This window comes from Flagellimonas myxillae, from assembly GCF_023502235.1.
Classification (GTDB): domain Bacteria; phylum Bacteroidota; class Bacteroidia; order Flavobacteriales; family Flavobacteriaceae; genus Flagellimonas; species Flagellimonas myxillae.
The window spans coordinates 1,144,585-1,163,713 of sequence record NZ_JAMFLY010000001.1; the positions used below are offsets into that span (position 1 = coordinate 1,144,585).

Genomic DNA, 19,129 nt, shown 5'->3' on the forward strand with positions numbered 1-19,129 from the left:
CGTTTGTTTTTGTAGTAACCCCTATACGAAATTTCTGATACGTGCGTAGACTGAAATCGGTTTTGCTTGTTGATGATGACGAGACGACCAACTTCTTAAACAGGTTTTTTTTAAGACAGATAGATAGCAATCTTCCTGTGTTTACGGCCAGTAACGGGATGGAGGCCATAGAGTTTTTGGCTTCTGATTTGGATGATGAACATCTTCCATGCCTTCTTATCCTGGATACCAATATGCCGGTAATGAATGGATGGGAGTTTTTAAATGGTTATGGAGAGCAATTTGGAGAGGAATTTAAGGAGCGAATCGTTATTGTGATGCTTACCGCCCTTGATTTAGAAGAAACCACCTCCCTGGCTTTGGCCAATCCTGAAGTAACCGATACCGCACAAAAGCCACTCTCGGACGTGTCATTCAAGGCCTTGATCAAAAAACACTTCTCTTAATCATAGATGAAGGAAAAGCTCTTCCGGCTTAATTTCCTCAACTAGGCCTAAATCCAACAGGCGCTGTTGCACAGTGGTCAGTGTTTCCGGTCTCAACTGCGATTGCCCCCATCTAGTTTTGGACAACCAATCTTGAATATCCTCCAATTTTTGCTCATATCTGTTGGCCAAGGTCCGGTCTATACTTGGAATTCGTTTAAACTCGGTAGTATAAAGGTTGATTACCTCCATTATATGATTTAGAGCCCCGGGATTGGACTCTAAAAAGGTGTTAGTGGCGGCCACCACAAAACAGGGCCATGGGGTAGGGCAGTCGCCCAATCGCTTAAATACTCCCTGGTCCACTAAGGGTTTGGTGGTAAAATGCTCCCACATAAAATAAGCTCCAGAACCTTGGGTCAGGTTTTCCACAGCACCTTCCAAATTGTTAATGATTTCAAATTGCAGTTTTTGTGTATCCCAGCCTTGGTCTTGCGCATGTACGTAGGCCATTAAGTGACTACCACTTCCCATTCTGCTAATGGCTATAGGGTCGGTTGCCAGTTCTTCGATGGCGTTACGTTCACTTGAAGCGTCCACATGAATTCCCCATAAAAGGGGAGAGGAAACATATTCTTGGACAATTTTAGTAGGATTACCCTTTGCGATACTTCGAATTATCCCCTCCGTTAGAATAATTGCCAAATCGGTTTCTCCATTTTTCAATAATTGCGCCATTTTACCAGTGCCCTCTGGGACATCCATCCACTCTAGTTCTATGCCTCTATCTTTAAAGGCATTTTCTTCTATGGCCAGGTGCCAAGGAAGGTTAAAATGTTCAGGAACCCCCACGATTTTAACGTGCTTCATAAACTGCGAATTTGTGTTGTAGAGATGGTTGGGACAAAATTAGGAAAATCACCAAACCAATCGTTATGTGGTAAGTTTTTCCAAGGTGAATTTTATAAGGTTGTCCACGGTTCGGAAAGCACTTTTAGAAAACTCCCCAGATGACCGGTTAGCAAGAATGGCATTGAGCGAAACTGCCCTATGTCCATGTAATTTGGCCAGGCCGTAGATTCCGGCAGTCTCCATTTCGAGGTTGGTTACCCTCCGGTCTTGGTGTGAAAACGAAGCCAATCGCTCGTTGAAGCCTTGTAGCTTGGGAGTTAGCCGGATGCTTCGTCCCTGTGGGCCGTAAAACCCTGAATTTGTAGCGGTTATGCCAAATCGTATATGATTTCCCTTAAATTTTTCGGATAACGCGGCATCAGCGTCGAACGCATACGCCTGTATGTGGTGGGGGTTCCATCCCAGAAATTCATTCAAACTGTGTTCCAAGCCTTTGTTGGCGTGCTGTCCAGTGGCATAGAAGTGCATCAATCCATCGAATCCCACTGCAGATTCACTAAGTAGAAAGGAGTCTACTGGGATGTCATGCTGTATGGCTCCTGATGTACCAATCCGTATAAAATTGAGTATTGTTAGCTGGTCCTTGATTTGTCTAGTGCTAAAATCCACGTTGACCAAGGCATCCAATTCGTTAAATACAATGTCGATATTGTCCGTTCCAATGCCTGTTGAAATCACGGTAATCCTTTTGCCATTGATTGCACCGGTATGGGTTAGGAATTCCCTTCTACTTTTTTCAATTTCTATGGAATCAAAATACTTGCTGACTGAGCGAACCCGATCAGGGTCACCTACGGTGATTATGGTATCCGAGATATCTTCTGGGTGAAGATTTAGATGGTAAATACTGCCATCAGGATTCAGAATAAGCTCTGAGTGGCCCAATGCCATATATTACAGTTTTAGGATGCGGTCTGTGGTAGAATTATACAGGAAGTTATACTTTAAAGAACCTCCCAGATATAATTGATTATCACGTATTTCCGAATAATAATTAGCTTGATTTTTTAAGACCTCCCTGCCTTTTTTGTTCAACCGTACAGGGTTGAATGAACTGAAAAGTGGTTTTAAGGAAGTTATGATACGGTTGTGCTGGGTATCCCCAAATCCGTAGTACCCTTGATTGGTGATCATACTGCCCAAAAGTTCCCTTCTGGTTTTGGGCTTCTGTTCTATTGCGGTTTCCAGTACCCTGTTCTCTAACTGGTTTAGTCCGTTCTTGATGGTAGGAAAGCGCTTTAAATGGGCTTTTAGGGCTTCGGAAAGGTATTCAAACTGAAAGTTGTTGTGCGCTATCAGGTTCTCCAACCGGATAGGGTTGTCGCTACAGTACAACTGCCATACATAATCCGCAAATTCAATATCATCCTGTGATAAAATGGTTCGGTTTTTATAAAGTTCAAGTAACTTTTCGTCACTTAATTCATTTAGGCCGTACATTTTATCTGATTCATCTTCCTTTCCACTGCACACCAGAGAGATTTCGGCATGCCTTCTATGGGTTTTTAACCAGCTCAGGACCGCCAACATATTAATTTGGCAGAAAAGGTCGTATTCAAACCAAAGAACAATCTGATCTTGTTGCTTGTGGTTGCAAAGGGAGCGATACTCCTTGAGGGTCTTTTCCACAAACCAAGATTTGGTAACCTTGTAATTTTTGTTCAAAAATTCAAATCGGGTCTTCCAGAAAGATTCGCTACCTACATTACAAAGGGTTTTGCCCTCGCAAAGCATTTCCCTCCATGTAATAACATCTCCTTTAAGCTGTAGTGTTTGAAGTTTTGACGTGAAAGAGTCCCCGTTGGTAATATGCAACAGTGATTTCATTTTCAACTTAGTTTTCGTCGGTTAGGAACATTAAATGTAAGATTTAAACCAAGAACTCAAAAACTTTTTTCGTAAAACATTGGTTGTCAAAGCTTAAATTTAACAAGAAGCGGAGTCTCCCCGAATCCGATTTTTGGGTTTTGGGGATTATCCGCCCACCCTTTTTACCGAAAAACCATGATCCACCAAAAAGGCCATGATCTTATCGCGATAATCTCCTTGGATGATGATAGTCTCATTCTTAAAACTCCCGCCAACACCCAGTAAAGACTTTAAATCCTTGGTAAGTTGCTTAAAATCGGAAGTGGCGCCGTTATACCCTTCCAGTAGGGTGATGGGTTTCCCTTTTCGCTTTTCATATTTGCAGATGATCGGGTCATCTTGAAGCCAGTATTTGGGTTGTGCCGGTTTTTCTCCTGCGGGCTCCGAGGGAACGTGGTCTGGAAACAGGTTTTTGAGTTGATCTTTTAGGTCCATGGTTACTTTTTCACCAATCCAAGCTCAATTAGCCTTTCGTTCAAATACTCGCCCGCTGTGGTATCCTCAAATCCCTTTGGGTGGTCTTCATCAATACAATGTTCAAGGCAGTTAAGCGGCATTTCGCTCACTGGGTGCATAAAAAAGGGAATGGAATATCTAGATGAACCCCAAAGTTCCCTTGGAGGGTTCACCACTTGATGGATTGTGGACTTCAATTTGTTGTTGGTCAATCTGGACAACATATCTCCTACATTGATCATCAGCTGATCGGGACGGGCAATGGCATCCACCCATTCGCCTTGATGGTTTTGCACCTGTAAACCTTTGCCGTGGGCGCCCATAAGAAGGGTGATCAGGTTGATGTCCCCGTGGGCTGCGGCCCTTACTGCATTTTTGGGTTCTGATGTGATGGGTGGGTAATGAATGGGGCGCAAGATGGAATTTCCATTCTTGATCCATTGGTCAAAATAGGTTTCTTCCAGTCCTAAGTGAAGAGCCAGCGCCCTAAGTACATATCTCGCCGTTTTTTCCAACATCTTGTATGTTTCCTTACCTGTATCGTTAAATTCTGGAAGCTCCTTTACGGTGACATTGTCCGGATATTCCGATTCCAATTTTGGATTGTTCTCCACATATTGGCCAAAATGCCAGAATTCCTTTAGGTCCCCTTCTTTTTTGCCTTTGGCGTGCTCTTTCCCGAAGGAGGTGTATCCTCGTTGCCCCCCAATACCTTCAATCTCATAGCTATCCTTGACTTCCTGTGGCAGTTTGAAGAAATCCTTTATCTGGGCGTACAATTGCTCCACAAGCTCATCGGACAGAAAATGACCACTGAGGGCCACAAACCCGATGTCTTCAAAAGCAGCACCTATCTCTTTGATAAATTTTTGTTTTCTGATTGGGTCCCCTGAAATGAAATCAGAAAGGTCTACACTTGGAATTGCACTCATAACATGAAATTTTGCCTAATTCAAAAGTAAGGAATATTAAGAAACGTTTGGAATATTTTCATAGTGCATCGAGGGCATTTTCACTACATTTATCCAGACTGAATTTGAACTTTATGAGATACCATATTGGCGATTTGACCCAGGAGAAATTGCTGGAACTTTACAAGGAAATGTTGAAACCCAGGATGATAGAAGAGAAGATGCTGGTGTTATTGCGGCAAGGGAAAATTTCCAAATGGTTTAGTGGGATAGGTCAGGAGGCCATTTCCGTAGGGGTTACCCAGGCCCTAAAGCCCGAAGAATACATTTTGCCCATGCATCGGAACTTGGGGGTTTTTACGTCGAGGAAAGTGCCTCTGAACAGACTTTTTTCGCAATGGCAGGGCAAGAAGAGTGGGTTTACCAATGGGCGGGACCGTAGTTTTCACTTTGGTACCCAAGAATATAAAATTGTTGGGATGATTTCACACTTGGGTCCGCAGCTTGGAGTAGCGGATGGCATAGCCTTGGCGGATATGTTACGCAGAAAAAGACGCGTAACCGCTGTTTTTACGGGTGAAGGCGCAACCAGTGAAGGGGATTTTCACGAAGCGTTGAACGTGGCCTCGGTTTGGAACCTTCCAGTTTTGTTTTGCATTGAGAACAATGGCTATGGGCTTTCCACTCCCACAAAGGAGCAATACAATTGCAAGGATTTGGTTGATAGGGCCAAGGGCTATGGCATGGAATCCCGCATTATTGACGGGAACAACATTTTGGAGGTCTACTCCAAGGTCAATGAGCTTTGCAAGGCTATCAGGAAAAGACCCCGTCCCATTTTATTGGAATTCAAAACTTTTAGAATGCGGGGGCACGAAGAGGCCAGTGGAACCAAATATGTGCCCGAAAAGCTCATGAAGAAGTGGGCCAAAAAGGATCCGATTTCCAACTTTGAGACCTTTCTTTTGGAACAAGGTGTTCTAGGTGGTGCACAAATTGAAGCTGAAAAAGAGAAAATTAGTGATGAAATTAATGACAATTTAAAATTAGCCTTTGATGAACCACAGATGGAATCCACTGAAATTAAAGAATTAGGTAATGTATATCAAGAATTTGATTATAAGCATTTTGAAAAAAATGTAGACACTAAGAATATTCGTTTCGTGGATGCGGTTTCCGAGGGTCTCGAACAATCCATGGATAGGTACAATGAGTTGATCATCATGGGGCAGGATATTGCTGATTACGGTGGGGTTTTTAAAATTACGGAAGGATTTACCGAGAAATTTGGAAAAAAGAGGGTTAGAAACACTCCTATTTGTGAATCTGCTATAGTTTCGGCGGCCATGGGACTTTCCATTAACGGAATGAAAGCGATTCTGGAGATGCAGTTTGCCGATTTTGTGAGTTCTGGCTTCAACCCTATTGTAAATTATTTGGCCAAGGTACATTATCGTTGGGGCCAAAATGCCGATGTTGTTGTTCGTATGCCTTGTGGTGCCGGTGTTGGTGCCGGTCCATTCCATTCCCAGACCAATGAGGCCTGGTTTACAAAAACACCAGGACTTAAGGTTGCTTATCCTGCCTTCCCAAGTGATGCCAAGGGACTTCTAAACACGGCCATTAACGACCCTAATCCAGTATTGTTCTTTGAACACAAAGGCTTGTATCGAAGTGTGTATGAAGACGTGCCCACCAATTACTACACTTTACCATTTGGTAAGGCCAATGTCCTTAGAAAAGGAAATGCACTAACGGTGGCTTCCTATGGCGCAGGTGTCCATTGGGCTATAGAAATTTTGGAAAAACACCCAGAAATTGATGCAGATGTCATAGATTTGCGTACACTTCAACCTCTGGATGTCGATACCGTGTTCGCATCGGTACGTAAGACATCAAAACTGATTATTTTACAGGAAGACACTTTGTTTGGTGGTATCGCCAGCGATATTTCCGCCATGGTAATGGAACAATGTTTTGAACACTTGGATGCCCCGGTCAAACGAGTTGGCAGTTTGGAAACTCCTGTTCCCTTTGCAAAAAAATTGGAGGAGAATTACCTGCCCAAACAAAGGTTTGAAGCTGCATTATTGGAATTATATGCCTACTAGACCTATATGGTTTTAACAAATTTTTAACAACCCAAAAAAGTCGATATGGTGTCTCAACCGTATATACTCAAAATTAAACTCCTAATCTTATGGTAAGAAAATCACTAATTTTTGTTGCATTGGCGGGACTTTTGTTTTCGTCATGCTCCGTTTCCAAGTCCGCAAGGACCCAGCGCAATCTTTTCAGCGGCTCCTGGAGCTTGGACAACATTTCGTACGAAAACAACACAGGAAATTTTAAATCTGTTATTTTTAACGATGCTGAGGACATCTGTTTTGAAGGCAGTGATTGGTTCTTTAGGGACAATAACAGTACAGGGAGGTATACCATTTCCCAAAGTACACTTTGTCAAGGCGGGGACCGATTCTTTAGATGGTCCGTAGTTGAGCCATCGCAAAACTACAGCAGTCAACTACAGTTTAAGTTTATTGACGACAAACGAAAGGATATTTCCGGAGGTGTTGGCTATCGTTTGAATATTGCCAGCTTAACGGAGCAATCCATGGTTCTTAAATCCAACGTTTCCGTGGATGGCGAACTGGTTACTATTGTTTATGAATTCTCAAAAAAATAATCAGATGAAAAATATAATTATAAAAAGTACTGCTATTGTTTTGACGTTGGGCTTGGTTGTTGGTTGCAACGCAGTTAAAAACGCCAATAACACCCAAAAAGGAGCGGCCATTGGAGCCGCCGGTGGCGCTGTAATTGGAGGTGTTATCGGAAACAATGTTGGCAAAAAAGGCAATACCGCCCTAGGAGCCATTATTGGTGCAGTTGTTGGTGGCGCTGCCGGAGGATACATCGGTAACCGCATGGATAGGCAAGCTGAACGTATTGAGGAAGAGATTCCAGGTGCCGAGGTAAAAAGGGTTGGTGAAGGGATCAACGTGATCTTTAATGAGGATGCAGGAGTTTATTTTGATACAAACAAATCCGATGTTAAGGGAACTTCTGCTACAACGCTGAACAAATTGGCTGGGATTTTTAAGGAATACCCAAAATCCATTATCCTAGTTGAAGGCCATACGGACAGTGCTGGAAGTGAGGAATACAACTGGAACCTATCCCAACAAAGGGCGGAATCGGTTACCAACTATTTGGTAAGCCAGGGAATTTCTGCTGGACGGTTTACCACGAAGTGGTACGGGGAGACCCAACCACGGGAGAGCAATGAAACTGCTGAAGGTAAAGCTAAAAACCGACGGGTTGAGCTGGCAATTATAGCGAGTGACGAACTTAAGGAGGAGGCTGCGAAAAGCACCAAGAACTAAGATTTACCATTCAGAAATTTGAATCCCGGCAATTAGCCGGGTTTTTTTTTGCAAATAACCTATCTTCATAAGGTGAAGAACACTGAGGTGCTGATTATTGGAGGAGGTTTGGCGGGATTGACCGCAGCTTTGGATTTGGTTTCCAACGCCAAACAGGTGGTCGTCGTCGAAAAAAAACCTTACCCTAGACACAAGGTATGCGGGGAGTATATCTCCAACGAGGTAAAACCCTATTTGGAGCATTTGGGCATGGACTTCGAGCCATGGTCGCTTCCCCAGATAAATAACTTGCAGCTTAGCACCCAAATCGGAAAATCAATATCGGTTTCCTTGCCTTTGGGAGGATTTGGTATGAGTAGATATGCCTTGGAGGAACAATTGTACCGATTGGCGATGGAAAAAGGAGTGGAATTTATATTCACTTCGGTGGTGGATGTGGATTTCCAAGAGAATCAGTTTGAAGTTTCCTTATTGCCTGAAGACAAAATCCTAGCTAAAATGGTGTTAGGGGCTTTTGGCAAACGGTCCAACTTGGAAACAAAATTTTCTTCAAAGAATAAAGACCAAAAATCCCCATGGTTGGCAGTTAAATCCCATTTCATCTACGATGGACACCCTGAAAATCTAGTGGCCCTCCACAATTTTTCAGGAGGATACGCAGGGATTTCCCAAGTAGAAGATGGCCTGGTAAACCTGTGTTATTTAGCACGATACGACAGTTTCAAACCGGTTGGTGATATTGATGAATTCAACCATCGAACCCTATGCAAAAACCCGTATTTAAATGAATTTTTCAACAAAGCCAAACCTAGATTTGAGAAACCCTTGAGCATTGCCCAAATTTCATTTGGAAAAAAAACCTTGGTCAGCAAGCATATGCTTAGGTGTGGCGATTCAGCGGGAATGATTCATCCGCTTTGTGGAAACGGAATGGCAATGGCCATCCATGGAGCTAAAATTGCATCCAAATATGTTGTTGGGTTTTTGGATCAAGCAAATATGTCTCGGGAGCTAATGGAAAAGGCATACCAAAACGAGTGGAATGCAAAATTTGGAAGAAGAATTTGGTGGGGAGGAAAACTACAAAACCTCATGATGCATACCAAGTGGTTTAATTGGGGAATGCAAACGGTGACCAAATCAAAAACAATAATGGAGGCCATGATCAAGCGGACCCACGGAGAACCAATTTTAAACTGATGGATTTTACCGTACGAAGTAGAGTTGAGGAGTTGATGGATGATCCAAATATGTCGTTTGGGCTCCTCAAGAATGCGTACAGGGACATTAATTTTTGCAATAAATGGCTGGGAGGGGAGTCCATTACCATCCAAGCTGTATGGAAGTTGATAAAAAACACCCCTAAAAAATCATATACGATTTTGGATATGGGTTGCGGGGATGGTACCATGTTATGGAAGTTGTCCAACTTTCTTAGTAAACATGGGGTATTTCACAAGATGATGGGGGTTGACCAAAGGGAGGATGTACTGGCGATTGCAAGAGAAAGATGCAAGGGTGCACCCCAGATTTCATTCCATAAAGCGGACATCCTAATGCTTGGCCCCGGGTTCGAATGCGACATTGTAATCAATACCTTGACTATGCACCATTTTGAGGAGGAACGCATAGGGGCGTTTCTGCAAAAATTCGTGGAGCTTTCTAGCTTGGGTGTTGTTATCAATGACCTGGAACGTAGTAAGGTTTCCTATGCTCTCTTTAAAATATTCGGTCCCTTGTTCTTGCAAACGCATGTGGCTAAGTACGATGGATTGGTTTCAATTAGTAAGGGTTTTAAGAAGCATGAACTGCTCCAAATGGCTAAAAATATACCAAGTGTTTCCCATGATATTCGTTGGAAATGGGCCTTCCGCTATGTATGGGTAATGGAATTCAATCGACATAATAATTAATGGCAGAAGTACAACTTGTAAGTGTGTCCAAACAATTGCCAAAGTACAATCGCGATACTTTGGACATTATCCCCTTTGTGGACATCTGGTTGGGTGGACAGGAAGAGCGATTTCGGAGAAAGGTGGTCAAGATTTTTGAGGGTGCAGGGGTTGACAGGCGATATGGGATTATGGATATCGAAGCAGTTTTTACTGCCTCCTCTTTTCAGGACAAAAATGAAATCTATGTTCGGGAAATCAAGATTTTGGGCGAACAGGTACTGGAGAAAGCACTATTAAATTCCAGATGGGAACCGGAATCGCTGGACTTTATAATTACAGTGAGTTGCACCGGAATTATGATTCCTTCCTTGGACGCCTATCTGGTAAATGCTCTTGGCCTTCGACAGGATATAGTTCGACTTCCGGTCACTGAAATGGGTTGTGCTGCTGGAGTTTCTGGGTTGATATATGCCGCCAATTTTTTGAGGGCAAACCCGGGCAAACGGGCAGCGGTAATCGCTGTTGAAAGTCCTACCGCTACTTTTCAATTGGATGATTTTTCCATGGCGAATATGGTGAGTGCGGCCATTTTTGGGGATGGGGCCGCTTGTGTGTTGCTGTCCTCCGAAGCCACCCAACAAGGCCCAAGAATTTTAGGAGAAGAAATGTACCATTTCAATAATGCCACCCATTTAATGGGGTTCGATTTGACCAATAAGGGCTTAAAAATGATTCTGGACCCGGTGGTCCCTGAGGTAATCGCTGAGCATTTCCCTAAAATAATCCACCCCTTCCTGGAAAAGTTCAATTCCAACCTCGGACAGGTAAACCATCTGATTTTTCATCCCGGAGGAAAAAAAATTGTTAGCACAGTAGAGGAATTGTTTGGTAAATTAGGGAAGAACATTGATGACACCAGAGAAGTACTCAGGCAATTTGGGAATATGAGCAGTGTTACGGTCCTTTATGTATTGGAGCGTTTCATGAACAAGAATATTCCGTCAGGGGAGCAAGGTTTAGTTTTAAGTTTTGGACCTGGTTTTTCGGCCCAAAGGGTGTTGTTGGAATGGTAAGTAAAAACGCTATGAACGAATCATCAAAATGGGCCTTGATTTTGGGGGGAAGCAGTGGATTGGGCTTGGCCACTGCCCGCAAACTGGGAAAAGAAGGGTTTAATCTTATCATTTTGCATCGGGACAGAAGATCCGATATGGTCAGCATCCAAAAAAATTTTAAAGAAATAGAGGCCCGGGGTGTGCAAGTGTATGCTTTTAATAAAAATGCCATAGATAGGGAAACCCGTTCGCAGTTGGTTGCCGAACTGCAAAGTCTAATGGAAGATGATAGAATTTCCGTGTTGGTCCATAGTATAGCCAAAGGAGCTGTTAAGCCCATGCATGATTCCGAAGGACAAGAATTGTCCGGCGAAGACTTTCAATTGACCCTAGAAGCCATGGCCGTAAGCCTGTATGACTGGGTAAAGGCGCTTAGTAGTTCTGAACTTTTTGCGGCTGACACCCGAGTGATATCATATACGAGTGAAGGAAACCAAAAAGCATGGCGCAATTATGCGGCAGTTAGTGCGGCCAAAGCGGCATTGGAAGCGATTACCAGAAACGTTGCCCTTGAGTTTGCAGCTGTTGGTATCAAGGCCAATTGTATTCAGGCCGGAATTACAGATACCCCATCCCTGCGGATGATCCCGAATAGTGAGGCGTTGAAAAGGGTAGCTATAAGAAGGAATCCCAACAAGCGGTTAACTACGCCGGAAGACGTTGCGGATGCTGCATATTTGTTGACCACATCGGAAGCCAAATGGATTACGGGAACGGTAATTAAAGTGGATGGAGGTGAAAGTTTACGATAGTGATGACTCCTGAAGAAATATTGCACCACCTTCCTTATAATCAGCCTTTTTTGTTTGTGGATGAAATTGTCAGTATAAATTCGGAATCGGTACACGGCAAGTATTGGTTTAATCCAGAACACTCTTTTTATCAGGGTCATTTTAAGAATAAGCCTGTAACCCCTGGTGTAATACTTACTGAATGTTGCGCTCAGATTGGCCTGGTCTGCTTGGGAATCTATCTATTGGGTGCTGAAGGGCAGGATGAGGGGTTCAATGCCATTCAGATTGGGCTTTCGAGCTCAGATATGGAGTTTTTGCTACCTGTACCACCCGGTGAAACAGTAAAAGTGGTTTCAGAAAAAGAGTATTTCCGTTTCAATAAGCTTAAATGTCAAGTAAAAATGTTCAATGCCCAAGAGGAACTTGTTTGTAAAGGGGTTTTGGCTGGGATGTTTAAAACTTTGAGTCATGGAGGATAGGGTAGTGGTGACTGGAATGGGCGTTTGTGCCCCCAACGGAATTGGACTTCCGGAGTTTGAACGGGCCTTGCAAAAGGGGAAGAGTGGTATTGAATTCCATTCAGAATTGGAAGAACTAAAATTTTCATGTCAAGTAGCTGGAAAACCGAATGTTGACCGTATTTATTTAAACAAATACTTCACTAAAGTTCAACTCAAGGATTTGAATGCTACAGGAGTTGTATATGGTGTCATTGCAGGTACAGATGCCTGGGAAGATGCCGGTCTGGAACAAAATATGGAAAACCCCGATTGGGATAGTGGGGTAGTCTTTGGGACCGGGATTCTGGGAGTGGATAAGTTCCGGGAAGCCATTTACCAGGTAGATGCTGGCAATGTCCGGCGTTTGGGTAGTACCTCTGTGGTCCAGACCATGGCCAGTGGCATCAGTGCCTATCTGGGCGGAAAGCTGGGTTGTGGCAATATGGTCACGACCAATTCGTCGGCTTGTTCCACCGGAACAGAAGCCATTCTAATGGGGTATGATCGAATAAAGTCCAAAAAAGCGACTCGAATGCTTGTTGGGAGTTGCAGCGATAGTGGCCCTTATGTCTGGGGCGGATTCGATGCCATGCGGATCTTGCCCAGAAACTACAATCAAAACCCCAAACAGGCAAGTAGGCCTATGAGTACCACCGCAAGTGGATTTGTTCCTGGAAGTGGGGCAGGGGCCTTGGTCCTGGAATCGCTGGAAAGCGCCAAAACTCGAGGAGCCAAGATTTATGCAGAATTATTGGGAGGTTCTGTGAACAGCGGGGGACAGCGAAACGGCGGTAGTATGACAGCACCGAATAGCGAGGCGATTGTGCGCTGTATACAAGATGCGGTTGCCGAAGCGGGTATTCATCCGAATCAAATAGATGTGATCAATGGTCATTTAACAGCCACTTCCAAGGATGCTACCGAAATCGACAATTGGAGCAAGGCCTTGAAACGAAGTGGCGCGGATTTCCCATATATAAATTCCTTTAAAGGATTTTTTGGTCATTGTTTGGCCGCTGCAGGAAGTATAGAGTGCGTAGGGGCGCTTTTGCAATTTCGGTCCAAGCAAATATTTGGAAATCTAAACTGTGAGGATCTGCATCCGGAAATTGAGAAGAAGGTGGACCCCTCCAGAATCCCCCAAGCAAGCTTGAACATTGAGCCGAAAATCATTGCAAAAGCCAGTTTTGGTTTTGGGGATGTCAATACCTGCCTTATTTTTAAATCATACACCAATTGACGCTATATGAAAGAAGAACAGTTTTTAAAACTAAAGGAGATTGTAAGTAACTACCTTCCGGATGATGTTTCCTCCGAAGCGATACAAAGGGAAAGTAATTTTCTTGAAGAACTCAACATCAATTCTGCCAATCTGGTCGACATTGTATTGGATGTGGAAGATGCATTCGATATTATGTTGGAGAACGAAGACATGGATGGAATGCAAACCATGGCGGATGCACAAAGAATTATACAAACTAAATTAGAGGCCAAGTAAAATGAGCGAATTTTTAGGTTTTGTTCGACAAAAATTGAATGTTGACAAGCGATTGGTTTTGGTATACTGCGTGGTTTATTTTCTATGGGGCATGGGGATGGACTGGTTTGGGGAGTTCGTTCAAATAGCCAAGTTTACCTATTGGTGGCAGGTGATTACGTGCTACATTCTCTATATGGTTCCTATTTCGTTGATACTCCGAGGACTTCCATTCCATACGCAATACGCATGTGGACTTATTGCAATGGGTTTATTGGAATTTAGCGGGTATGCGTTGCAAACCTCCTATGCCTATCCGGATAATATTTTAGATCAGCTCTTCAACGTTCGAAACTTCAGTTTGGGGATGGCTTTGTTTTTTGCACTCTATTTCCCACTCGGGAATTGGCTTGTCGGGAAAATTTATGCAGCACTTTTTAGCAGAAAGCAATAAGTCTTGAGTCTGATCAATTGAAAATGGAAAATTCAAAATTGAAAATTGCCTTGCGGAAGTTCAAGTTCATATGTCAAGTTCAAGTTCATATGTCAAGTTCAAGTTCAATTTTCAAGCTCAAACTCAACTATAATCGATCTTTACTCTTGGTTCTTGACTCCTGAATCCAGAAAATCCTTCACCCAATACCTTTAACCCAAAAAACACAAGTTCAAATATCATGTTCAAGTTCAAAAGGCATGTATCTTTACTCTTGGTTCTTAACTCCTGAATCCAGAAAATCCTTCACCCAATACCTTTAACCCTAAAAAGTACAAGTTCAAATATCAAGTTCAAAAGTTCTGAATTTTGAGTTTTTAATTTTAGCTACCCATCACCCATCACCCATCACCCATCACCCATCACCCATCACCCATCACCCATCACCCAACACCCAACACCCAACACCCAACACCCAACACCCATTAACCAAATCTTATCCCAGACAGCCATCCGTCAATTCAAAACGGGCATCCATCAATTCTGACCCCAAAAAAAGCACCTTCCTTTCTACTTTGCTCTAGAATCAATAATGGATACCAATGTTCCAAATTAAAACCCAGATACTATGAAAAACATTAGCCCAAAATTTTTGACAATTAAACCCTTTACCCTTTACCTATTTCTAGTAGGTATTTGTCTTTACACCCCAATTTCTTGTGGCAAGGACAAAACAGAGGATCCCACTTGCACCGAACAAAAATGGTATAAAGATGCGGACGGGGACGACCAAGGTAATGCGAGCATTTCCCTTATGGCATGTGAGAAACCTGACGGTTATGTAGCCAACGATGATGATCCGGATGACGGCGACTCCAATATCACCTCAGACTGCGATATGGTCACCTATTACCCCGATGAAGATGGGGATGGATTTGGTAAGGACGGAGAAGATGTAATTACCCAATGCTCAGGAGTTGCTGCACCTACCGATTATGTAGCAGACAACACGGACTGTGATGATTCAAACATTGATATCAATCCAGATGAAGAAGTCATAGCTTACAAAGATGCCGATGGAGATGGGTACGGTAACCCAGGAGTTTCCAGTAATTTTCTTGCTTGTGAGGTGCCTGAAGATTATAGCTTGGACAATACGGATTGTGATGACGCGGACAGCAATAACTATCCAGGAACCCAATTGACCATTTATCAAGATAATGATGGAGATGGTTTTGGAAACGAGGCTGTAACCCAAACCATAGAAAGTTGTACCACAATTCCAAATGGCTATGTGACCAATGGATTGGATTGTAATGACAACAATGAAGACATTCATCCTGGTGCAGAAGAAACCCCAGGTGATGAGATTGATTCCAATTGTGATGGAATAGATGGCACCATTTGGAATGGCCCAGATGTAACTTTTTCCAAAGCTGCTTTTGCGGATTGGACGGACCCCACCAACCAAGATAAACTAACGGAAAACGTGATTATTACCAGACAAGATGGTAGTATACCTTATAATTACCAATGGTGGCAAGATTTGGGAGCAGACGCAGTACATAATGGTGGAGAAGAATCTGATCTAAACGCACTATATTTTGGAAATATTGACTACGCAATCAATGAGAATTTAATTGAAGAGCACCTGCAGGGCGGCATGCAAGGAATACGCTGGGCTTTGACTGAGGGTCAAGGAAAAAGTTTACCTGGATATGAACATACCTTCTATAGTTTTCGAAATCTAGTAACCATCAATTCACATAATTTGTATAGTGGATCAGAAATATTGCAGATACTTGACGATTTCAGCATATTGGTTGTAGACTATTATGATGAACTTGTAAAATCCAATGGTAACGTCACTGATCTTGTAGGAAAAAAAGTCTTAGGGTATATAGAAGCAGACGACATATACTTTTATTTGACCTTTACAGCATTTAGCACCGAAGAAGGTGGGGCAATGTCTTATACTCGTTCTTCTCCTTTTACTTTAGATTGAAACCAACCAATCATTTAGAAAAGGGCCTCGGAGTATTCCGGGGTTTCTTTTTTGTGTTGAAAATAGTCTTGGGTCTTGGCTCTTATTTCTAATAATCTAACCATCCAACAATCCATCAACAAGTTCAAGTTCAAATATCAAGTTCAAGCACAAGTAGTTCTGAGTTCTGAGTCTTGAGTCATTTGTCCTTAGTCTCTAGTCTTTAGTCTTTGGTCATTTTCCAAAAAACCAAAAATCGAATAATCCAATTGTCTAAATACAAGCTCAAGAATCAAGTTCAAGTTCAGTTACTATGGTTCTTGGTTCTTTGGTCTCACGTCTATAGTCTCCAATCTAAAATCTAGTTCACATCGAATTCCAACCTCACCTTCACCAAATTATCCTCCCGTTTCTTTTTTATTTTAATGCCATAGTCAATGGAATAGAGCGAAAAAGAGCCAACCAACTTGTTGTCCATCCTTTCAAAAATTATGGATATTGGTTTTGTCGTGGATTTAATGGTAAGATTGCCCTCGACAATCCACTGATTTTTATTTTGGGTTACTCCAGTGCTTTCGAACAAAATATAGGGATGATCATCAACGTCAAAGTATTTGCCACTGCGAAGGGACCAATTTCGAAGTCCATTGTTAGTATCCAGGGATTCGGATTGCACCCTGCCCTTAAAAACTGAATTTTCCGGGGCGGCCCAATCAATCTGGGATTCCGACTCAAATCCCGCGATGGTGCCCTTCACCCCTTTGGAGACAAACTCAAAACGAATCTTCGCATTTTGAATCTGGTTTTTCTGAGCATTCAGGAACATTCCTTGAATACCGAAGGTCAATACAAAAAGAAAGGGAATCAACCGCATAACAGGCTTTTAGTCTAAAAATAGCAAAAACCTTATCAATGTCATTTGGTTTGGAGTACTCGTACACTAAAAGGTTCCAATCGCTCCCCAATGTTAAATTATAGCAAATAATAAGTTTATGAGCGGAAAAATGTAAGATAATTACTAACTTAATGGTAGCATTTGGATAGGTCTAAAATGGTAAACAAAATGGCATGGATAGCTTGACCAAAAATAGCAAGGATTCCCTTCAAGAATTGTTGGTTCGCTTTGAAAGAAACAACAAAATGGTCCAACGCCTTTCCAAAAAAATCAATTCCTATACCTGCGAGCCCAATAACTTATCCTGTTTTGAAAAACTATACGAGCTTCGTCAAAGTTTTAAAGCATACGCGAACCAACAAAATAAGATTATGCAATTGTTGAAGCAAAAAAAGGTGGAGGCCAAAAATTTAAAGGCCGATATTAAACGACATCTGGAGTATTTTAAAAAGTTGGAACAGGAAATTGCGGCCTATCTTCTGGCTACTGATCAGTATTCCCAAGAATTCCGTCAATAGCGGTCTACCTTACTATTTTTTGAGACGTTCCAACTTATCCCCAAATTAGTTTTTTACCCCTGTAAATAGCTGTAATATTGTAGGGCAATCACCAACCTAGGCCTTATGGGGAAATCTTCCAATACCACCCTTATTGTACTTGCATTTTTCTCCATCTATGTAATTTGGGGATCTACGTATATGCTCAACAAGCTAGCGGTTATGGAGATTCCACCATTTATGTTGGCATCATACCGCTTTACCGCAGCTGGTCTGCTGATTTTTGCCCTTGCCAAACTTATGGGGATTTCCATTTCCATCAGTAAAAAGCAATTACTCAACACGACCATTGCCGGGTTCCTTTTTTTAAGCTTCGGAAACGGAGTGGTGGTATGGGCATTAAAGTTTGTGGATTCAGGTTTTGCGGCTTTGGAAATATCCGCCCAACCGCTGGTGATCCTGCTCATGATGTGGATGTTACAAGGAAAGAAAATCAAACCAATGTCCATGGTCGGAGTAGTGCTCGGAATAATCGGGATATATTTATTGATAAGCCAGAAACAGGTGATTACCAAAGAGAACTCAGTGCTTGGTATCGTCATGATCTTCCTTTGTATGTTGAGTTGGGGTTATGGGAGCTTGTTTGTGGGAAAGGCGGACCTACCCTCCAACTATTTTGTGAACACGGGGTATCAAATGTTCACGGGCGGGATTATTCTTGCTTTGATGAGCCTTGGTTTTAACGAGGATTGGTCTTCCCCCTTGGTTTGGAGCGAAGAAGTACAATTGTCGGTAGTCTTGCTTATCATTTTTGGTAGTATTGTGGCCTTTACCTCCTTCAATTATTTATTGAAGTCAGTTTCCCCGGAAAAAGTGGCAACCTCTACCTATGTCAATCCCATTGTGGCCCTTTTTCTTGGTTGGTATTTTCTGGGCGAACAGATTACCATTCAATCTGTAATTGCTGCCGTGGTCTTACTCACCGGGGTATATTTTATCAACACCAAAAAAACCTTGACCATTTTTGAGCGATTTAAGAAATAGCCTAAAACAGGGGGGATTTTTCCTTTAGCTCTTTTAGGGCCCTGTTTAGACTTCTCGGGGTTATTCCAATGTAATTGGCAATATCTTTCTTGGGGATGACCTCAATGAATTCTGGGAACAGTTGTTTCAATCGCAGTAGATTGTCTTCAATGGGATAGGAATGCTGGTACGAATGCCTAGGAGCCTTAAACCTAATTTTATTGGCAAGTGCCTTCATGATCAAGGCATTGAACTTGGAGTCCGTGTTGAGTAGCTTCCGATAGGTTTGGTGCGATAGGGAATACGTTTGCAATTTCGTGAGCGATTCCACCGAACATATGGTGGTGAGGTTATCAAACACTTCCAGTTCCCCAAACTCCATACCGGCTCCCAAAAATTCCTGGATAAATTCCCTTCCATTTTCATCGGAAATATAACACTTGGCAATCCCTTCCTTGATCAGATGTATTTTTCCATACCTTCTGTCTTGTTTAATGATCACTGCTTTGGGGGCAAAATCCTCTTCTTCAATCTCCAGGCCTCCCTGGGACCACAGTTTGTGTATATAAGTTGACAGTTCGGGATTGGTTCTAATCATTTTGTAATGGGGACAAATG

22 protein-coding genes are annotated in these 19,129 nt (G+C 42.6%); 15 read left to right on the top strand and 7 right to left on the bottom strand.

Features of this window, described 5'->3' with window-relative positions; translation table 11 throughout:
• Nucleotides 1-41: 41 nt before the first annotated feature.
• On the top strand, nucleotides 42-446 hold the full coding sequence (locus M3P07_RS05225) for a response regulator (RefSeq protein ID WP_249968837.1): 405 nt from the start codon (nucleotides 42-44) through the stop codon (nucleotides 444-446).
• Here M3P07_RS05225 and M3P07_RS05230 read toward each other — a convergent pair whose 3' ends face one another.
• The 5 genes from M3P07_RS05230 to M3P07_RS05250 form a co-directional block, all read right to left on the bottom strand.
• Nucleotides 447-1,295: a substrate-binding domain-containing protein gene (locus M3P07_RS05230; protein ID WP_249968838.1), complete on the bottom strand. Its 849-nt coding sequence runs from the start codon at nucleotides 1,293-1,295 to the stop codon at nucleotides 447-449.
• A gap of 63 nt (nucleotides 1,296-1,358) precedes the next feature.
• On the bottom strand, nucleotides 1,359-2,228 hold the full coding sequence (locus tag M3P07_RS05235; RefSeq protein WP_249968839.1) for a nucleoside phosphorylase: 870 nt from the start codon (nucleotides 2,226-2,228) through the stop codon (nucleotides 1,359-1,361).
• A 3-nt stretch (nucleotides 2,229-2,231) separates the two neighbouring features.
• Entirely contained in the window at nucleotides 2,232-3,164 is a 933-nt protein-coding gene (locus M3P07_RS05240; RefSeq protein ID WP_249968840.1) for a DUF1835 domain-containing protein, read from the bottom strand.
• A gap of 147 nt (nucleotides 3,165-3,311) precedes the next feature.
• Nucleotides 3,312-3,641 carry a translation initiation factor gene (locus M3P07_RS05245; protein WP_249968841.1) on the bottom strand — a complete coding sequence of 110 codons (330 nt, stop codon included), beginning with the start codon at nucleotides 3,639-3,641 and terminating at the stop codon, nucleotides 3,312-3,314.
• Between the two features lie 2 nt (nucleotides 3,642-3,643).
• Nucleotides 3,644-4,594, bottom strand: a complete 951-nt coding sequence (locus M3P07_RS05250; protein WP_249968842.1) for an isopenicillin N synthase family dioxygenase — start codon at nucleotides 4,592-4,594, stop codon at nucleotides 3,644-3,646.
• Nucleotides 4,595-4,707: 113 nt separating this feature from the next.
• Between M3P07_RS05250 and M3P07_RS05255 the strand changes: the two genes are divergently transcribed.
• From M3P07_RS05255 to M3P07_RS05310, 12 genes are all read left to right on the top strand, one after another.
• Nucleotides 4,708-6,684, top strand: a complete 1,977-nt coding sequence (locus M3P07_RS05255) for an alpha-ketoacid dehydrogenase subunit alpha/beta (protein ID WP_249968843.1) — start codon at nucleotides 4,708-4,710, stop codon at nucleotides 6,682-6,684.
• Between the two features lie 89 nt (nucleotides 6,685-6,773).
• Nucleotides 6,774-7,259: a lipocalin family protein gene (locus M3P07_RS05260; RefSeq protein WP_249968844.1), complete on the top strand. Its 486-nt coding sequence runs from the start codon at nucleotides 6,774-6,776 to the stop codon at nucleotides 7,257-7,259.
• 4 nt (nucleotides 7,260-7,263) lie between these two features.
• Nucleotides 7,264-7,959: a YiaD family glycine zipper/OmpA-like lipoprotein gene (locus M3P07_RS05265; protein ID WP_249968845.1), complete on the top strand. Its 696-nt coding sequence runs from the start codon at nucleotides 7,264-7,266 to the stop codon at nucleotides 7,957-7,959.
• A 72-nt stretch (nucleotides 7,960-8,031) separates the two neighbouring features.
• Nucleotides 8,032-9,159, top strand: coding sequence for an NAD(P)/FAD-dependent oxidoreductase (locus tag M3P07_RS05270; protein WP_249968846.1), 1,128 nt, complete (start codon nucleotides 8,032-8,034; stop codon nucleotides 9,157-9,159).
• Nucleotides 9,159-9,872: a methyltransferase domain-containing protein gene (locus M3P07_RS05275; RefSeq protein ID WP_249968847.1), complete on the top strand. Its 714-nt coding sequence runs from the start codon at nucleotides 9,159-9,161 to the stop codon at nucleotides 9,870-9,872. Before M3P07_RS05270 ends, M3P07_RS05275 begins: the two co-directional genes overlap by 1 nt.
• A complete protein-coding gene (locus M3P07_RS05280; protein WP_249968848.1) occupies nucleotides 9,872-10,927 on the top strand; it encodes a type III polyketide synthase in 1,056 nt (351 codons plus the stop codon). Before M3P07_RS05275 ends, M3P07_RS05280 begins: the two co-directional genes overlap by 1 nt.
• A gap of 11 nt (nucleotides 10,928-10,938) precedes the next feature.
• Complete coding sequence (locus M3P07_RS05285) at nucleotides 10,939-11,721, top strand: SDR family oxidoreductase (RefSeq protein ID WP_249968849.1); 783 nt, start codon at nucleotides 10,939-10,941, stop codon at nucleotides 11,719-11,721.
• A gap of 2 nt (nucleotides 11,722-11,723) precedes the next feature.
• A complete protein-coding gene (locus M3P07_RS05290) occupies nucleotides 11,724-12,182 on the top strand; it encodes a 3-hydroxyacyl-ACP dehydratase FabZ family protein (protein ID WP_249968850.1) in 459 nt (152 codons plus the stop codon).
• On the top strand, nucleotides 12,172-13,443 hold the full coding sequence (locus M3P07_RS05295) for a beta-ketoacyl-[acyl-carrier-protein] synthase family protein (protein WP_249968851.1): 1,272 nt from the start codon (nucleotides 12,172-12,174) through the stop codon (nucleotides 13,441-13,443). The genes M3P07_RS05290 and M3P07_RS05295 overlap by 11 nt, the downstream gene beginning before the upstream one ends.
• Nucleotides 13,444-13,449: 6 nt before the next feature.
• Entirely contained in the window at nucleotides 13,450-13,701 is a 252-nt protein-coding gene (locus M3P07_RS05300) for an acyl carrier protein (RefSeq protein WP_249968852.1), read from the top strand.
• A 1-nt stretch (nucleotide 13,702) separates the two neighbouring features.
• The gene (locus M3P07_RS05305; RefSeq protein ID WP_249968853.1) at nucleotides 13,703-14,134 is read left to right on the top strand and encodes a hypothetical protein; all 432 of its coding nucleotides are present in this window, start codon (nucleotides 13,703-13,705) and stop codon (nucleotides 14,132-14,134) included.
• A gap of 607 nt (nucleotides 14,135-14,741) precedes the next feature.
• Nucleotides 14,742-16,118 carry a putative metal-binding motif-containing protein gene (locus tag M3P07_RS05310; protein WP_249968854.1) on the top strand — a complete coding sequence of 459 codons (1,377 nt, stop codon included), beginning with the start codon at nucleotides 14,742-14,744 and terminating at the stop codon, nucleotides 16,116-16,118.
• A 340-nt stretch (nucleotides 16,119-16,458) separates the two neighbouring features.
• Here the strand turns inward: M3P07_RS05310 and M3P07_RS05315 are convergent, their stop codons facing one another.
• Nucleotides 16,459-16,971: a YceI family protein gene (locus M3P07_RS05315; protein WP_249968855.1), complete on the bottom strand. Its 513-nt coding sequence runs from the start codon at nucleotides 16,969-16,971 to the stop codon at nucleotides 16,459-16,461.
• A 194-nt stretch (nucleotides 16,972-17,165) separates the two neighbouring features.
• Between M3P07_RS05315 and M3P07_RS05320 the strand changes: the two genes are divergently transcribed.
• Complete coding sequence (locus M3P07_RS05320; protein ID WP_249968856.1) at nucleotides 17,166-17,510, top strand: hypothetical protein; 345 nt, start codon at nucleotides 17,166-17,168, stop codon at nucleotides 17,508-17,510.
• A 105-nt stretch (nucleotides 17,511-17,615) separates the two neighbouring features.
• The gene (locus M3P07_RS05325; RefSeq protein ID WP_249968857.1) at nucleotides 17,616-18,533 is read left to right on the top strand and encodes an EamA family transporter; all 918 of its coding nucleotides are present in this window, start codon (nucleotides 17,616-17,618) and stop codon (nucleotides 18,531-18,533) included.
• A gap of 1 nt (nucleotide 18,534) precedes the next feature.
• On the opposite strand, the gene M3P07_RS05330 is transcribed toward M3P07_RS05325, so the two are convergent.
• A complete protein-coding gene (locus tag M3P07_RS05330; protein WP_249968858.1) occupies nucleotides 18,535-19,110 on the bottom strand; it encodes a Crp/Fnr family transcriptional regulator in 576 nt (191 codons plus the stop codon).
• Between the last annotated feature and the right edge of the window lie 19 nt (nucleotides 19,111-19,129).

What these genes read in the sequence shown, in the direction of transcription:
- M3P07_RS05285 (WP_249968849.1), top strand. Translation starts at nt 10,939, where the DNA reads ATGAACGAATCATCAAAATGGGCCTTGATTTTGGGGGGAAGCAGTGGA.
- M3P07_RS05230 (WP_249968838.1), bottom strand. Translation starts at nt 1,295, where the DNA reads ATGAAGCACGTTAAAATCGTGGGGGTTCCTGAACATTTTAACCTTCCT.
- M3P07_RS05310 (WP_249968854.1), top strand. Translation starts at nt 14,742, where the DNA reads ATGAAAAACATTAGCCCAAAATTTTTGACAATTAAACCCTTTACCCTT.
- M3P07_RS05280 (WP_249968848.1), top strand. Translation starts at nt 9,872, where the DNA reads ATGGCAGAAGTACAACTTGTAAGTGTGTCCAAACAATTGCCAAAGTAC.
- M3P07_RS05300 (WP_249968852.1), top strand. Translation starts at nt 13,450, where the DNA reads ATGAAAGAAGAACAGTTTTTAAAACTAAAGGAGATTGTAAGTAACTAC.
- M3P07_RS05275 (WP_249968847.1), top strand. Translation starts at nt 9,159, where the DNA reads ATGGATTTTACCGTACGAAGTAGAGTTGAGGAGTTGATGGATGATCCA.
- M3P07_RS05330 (WP_249968858.1), bottom strand. Translation starts at nt 19,110, where the DNA reads ATGATTAGAACCAATCCCGAACTGTCAACTTATATACACAAACTGTGG.
- M3P07_RS05240 (WP_249968840.1), bottom strand. Translation starts at nt 3,164, where the DNA reads ATGAAATCACTGTTGCATATTACCAACGGGGACTCTTTCACGTCAAAA.
- M3P07_RS05305 (WP_249968853.1), top strand. Translation starts at nt 13,703, where the DNA reads ATGAGCGAATTTTTAGGTTTTGTTCGACAAAAATTGAATGTTGACAAG.
- M3P07_RS05265 (WP_249968845.1), top strand. Translation starts at nt 7,264, where the DNA reads ATGAAAAATATAATTATAAAAAGTACTGCTATTGTTTTGACGTTGGGC.
- M3P07_RS05315 (WP_249968855.1), bottom strand. Translation starts at nt 16,971, where the DNA reads ATGCGGTTGATTCCCTTTCTTTTTGTATTGACCTTCGGTATTCAAGGA.
- M3P07_RS05320 (WP_249968856.1), top strand. Translation starts at nt 17,166, where the DNA reads ATGGATAGCTTGACCAAAAATAGCAAGGATTCCCTTCAAGAATTGTTG.
- M3P07_RS05295 (WP_249968851.1), top strand. Translation starts at nt 12,172, where the DNA reads ATGGAGGATAGGGTAGTGGTGACTGGAATGGGCGTTTGTGCCCCCAAC.
- M3P07_RS05245 (WP_249968841.1), bottom strand. Translation starts at nt 3,641, where the DNA reads ATGGACCTAAAAGATCAACTCAAAAACCTGTTTCCAGACCACGTTCCC.
- M3P07_RS05235 (WP_249968839.1), bottom strand. Translation starts at nt 2,228, where the DNA reads ATGGCATTGGGCCACTCAGAGCTTATTCTGAATCCTGATGGCAGTATT.
- M3P07_RS05255 (WP_249968843.1), top strand. Translation starts at nt 4,708, where the DNA reads ATGAGATACCATATTGGCGATTTGACCCAGGAGAAATTGCTGGAACTT.
- M3P07_RS05290 (WP_249968850.1), top strand. Translation starts at nt 11,724, where the DNA reads ATGACTCCTGAAGAAATATTGCACCACCTTCCTTATAATCAGCCTTTT.
- M3P07_RS05325 (WP_249968857.1), top strand. Translation starts at nt 17,616, where the DNA reads ATGGGGAAATCTTCCAATACCACCCTTATTGTACTTGCATTTTTCTCC.
- M3P07_RS05260 (WP_249968844.1), top strand. Translation starts at nt 6,774, where the DNA reads ATGGTAAGAAAATCACTAATTTTTGTTGCATTGGCGGGACTTTTGTTT.
- M3P07_RS05250 (WP_249968842.1), bottom strand. Translation starts at nt 4,594, where the DNA reads ATGAGTGCAATTCCAAGTGTAGACCTTTCTGATTTCATTTCAGGGGAC.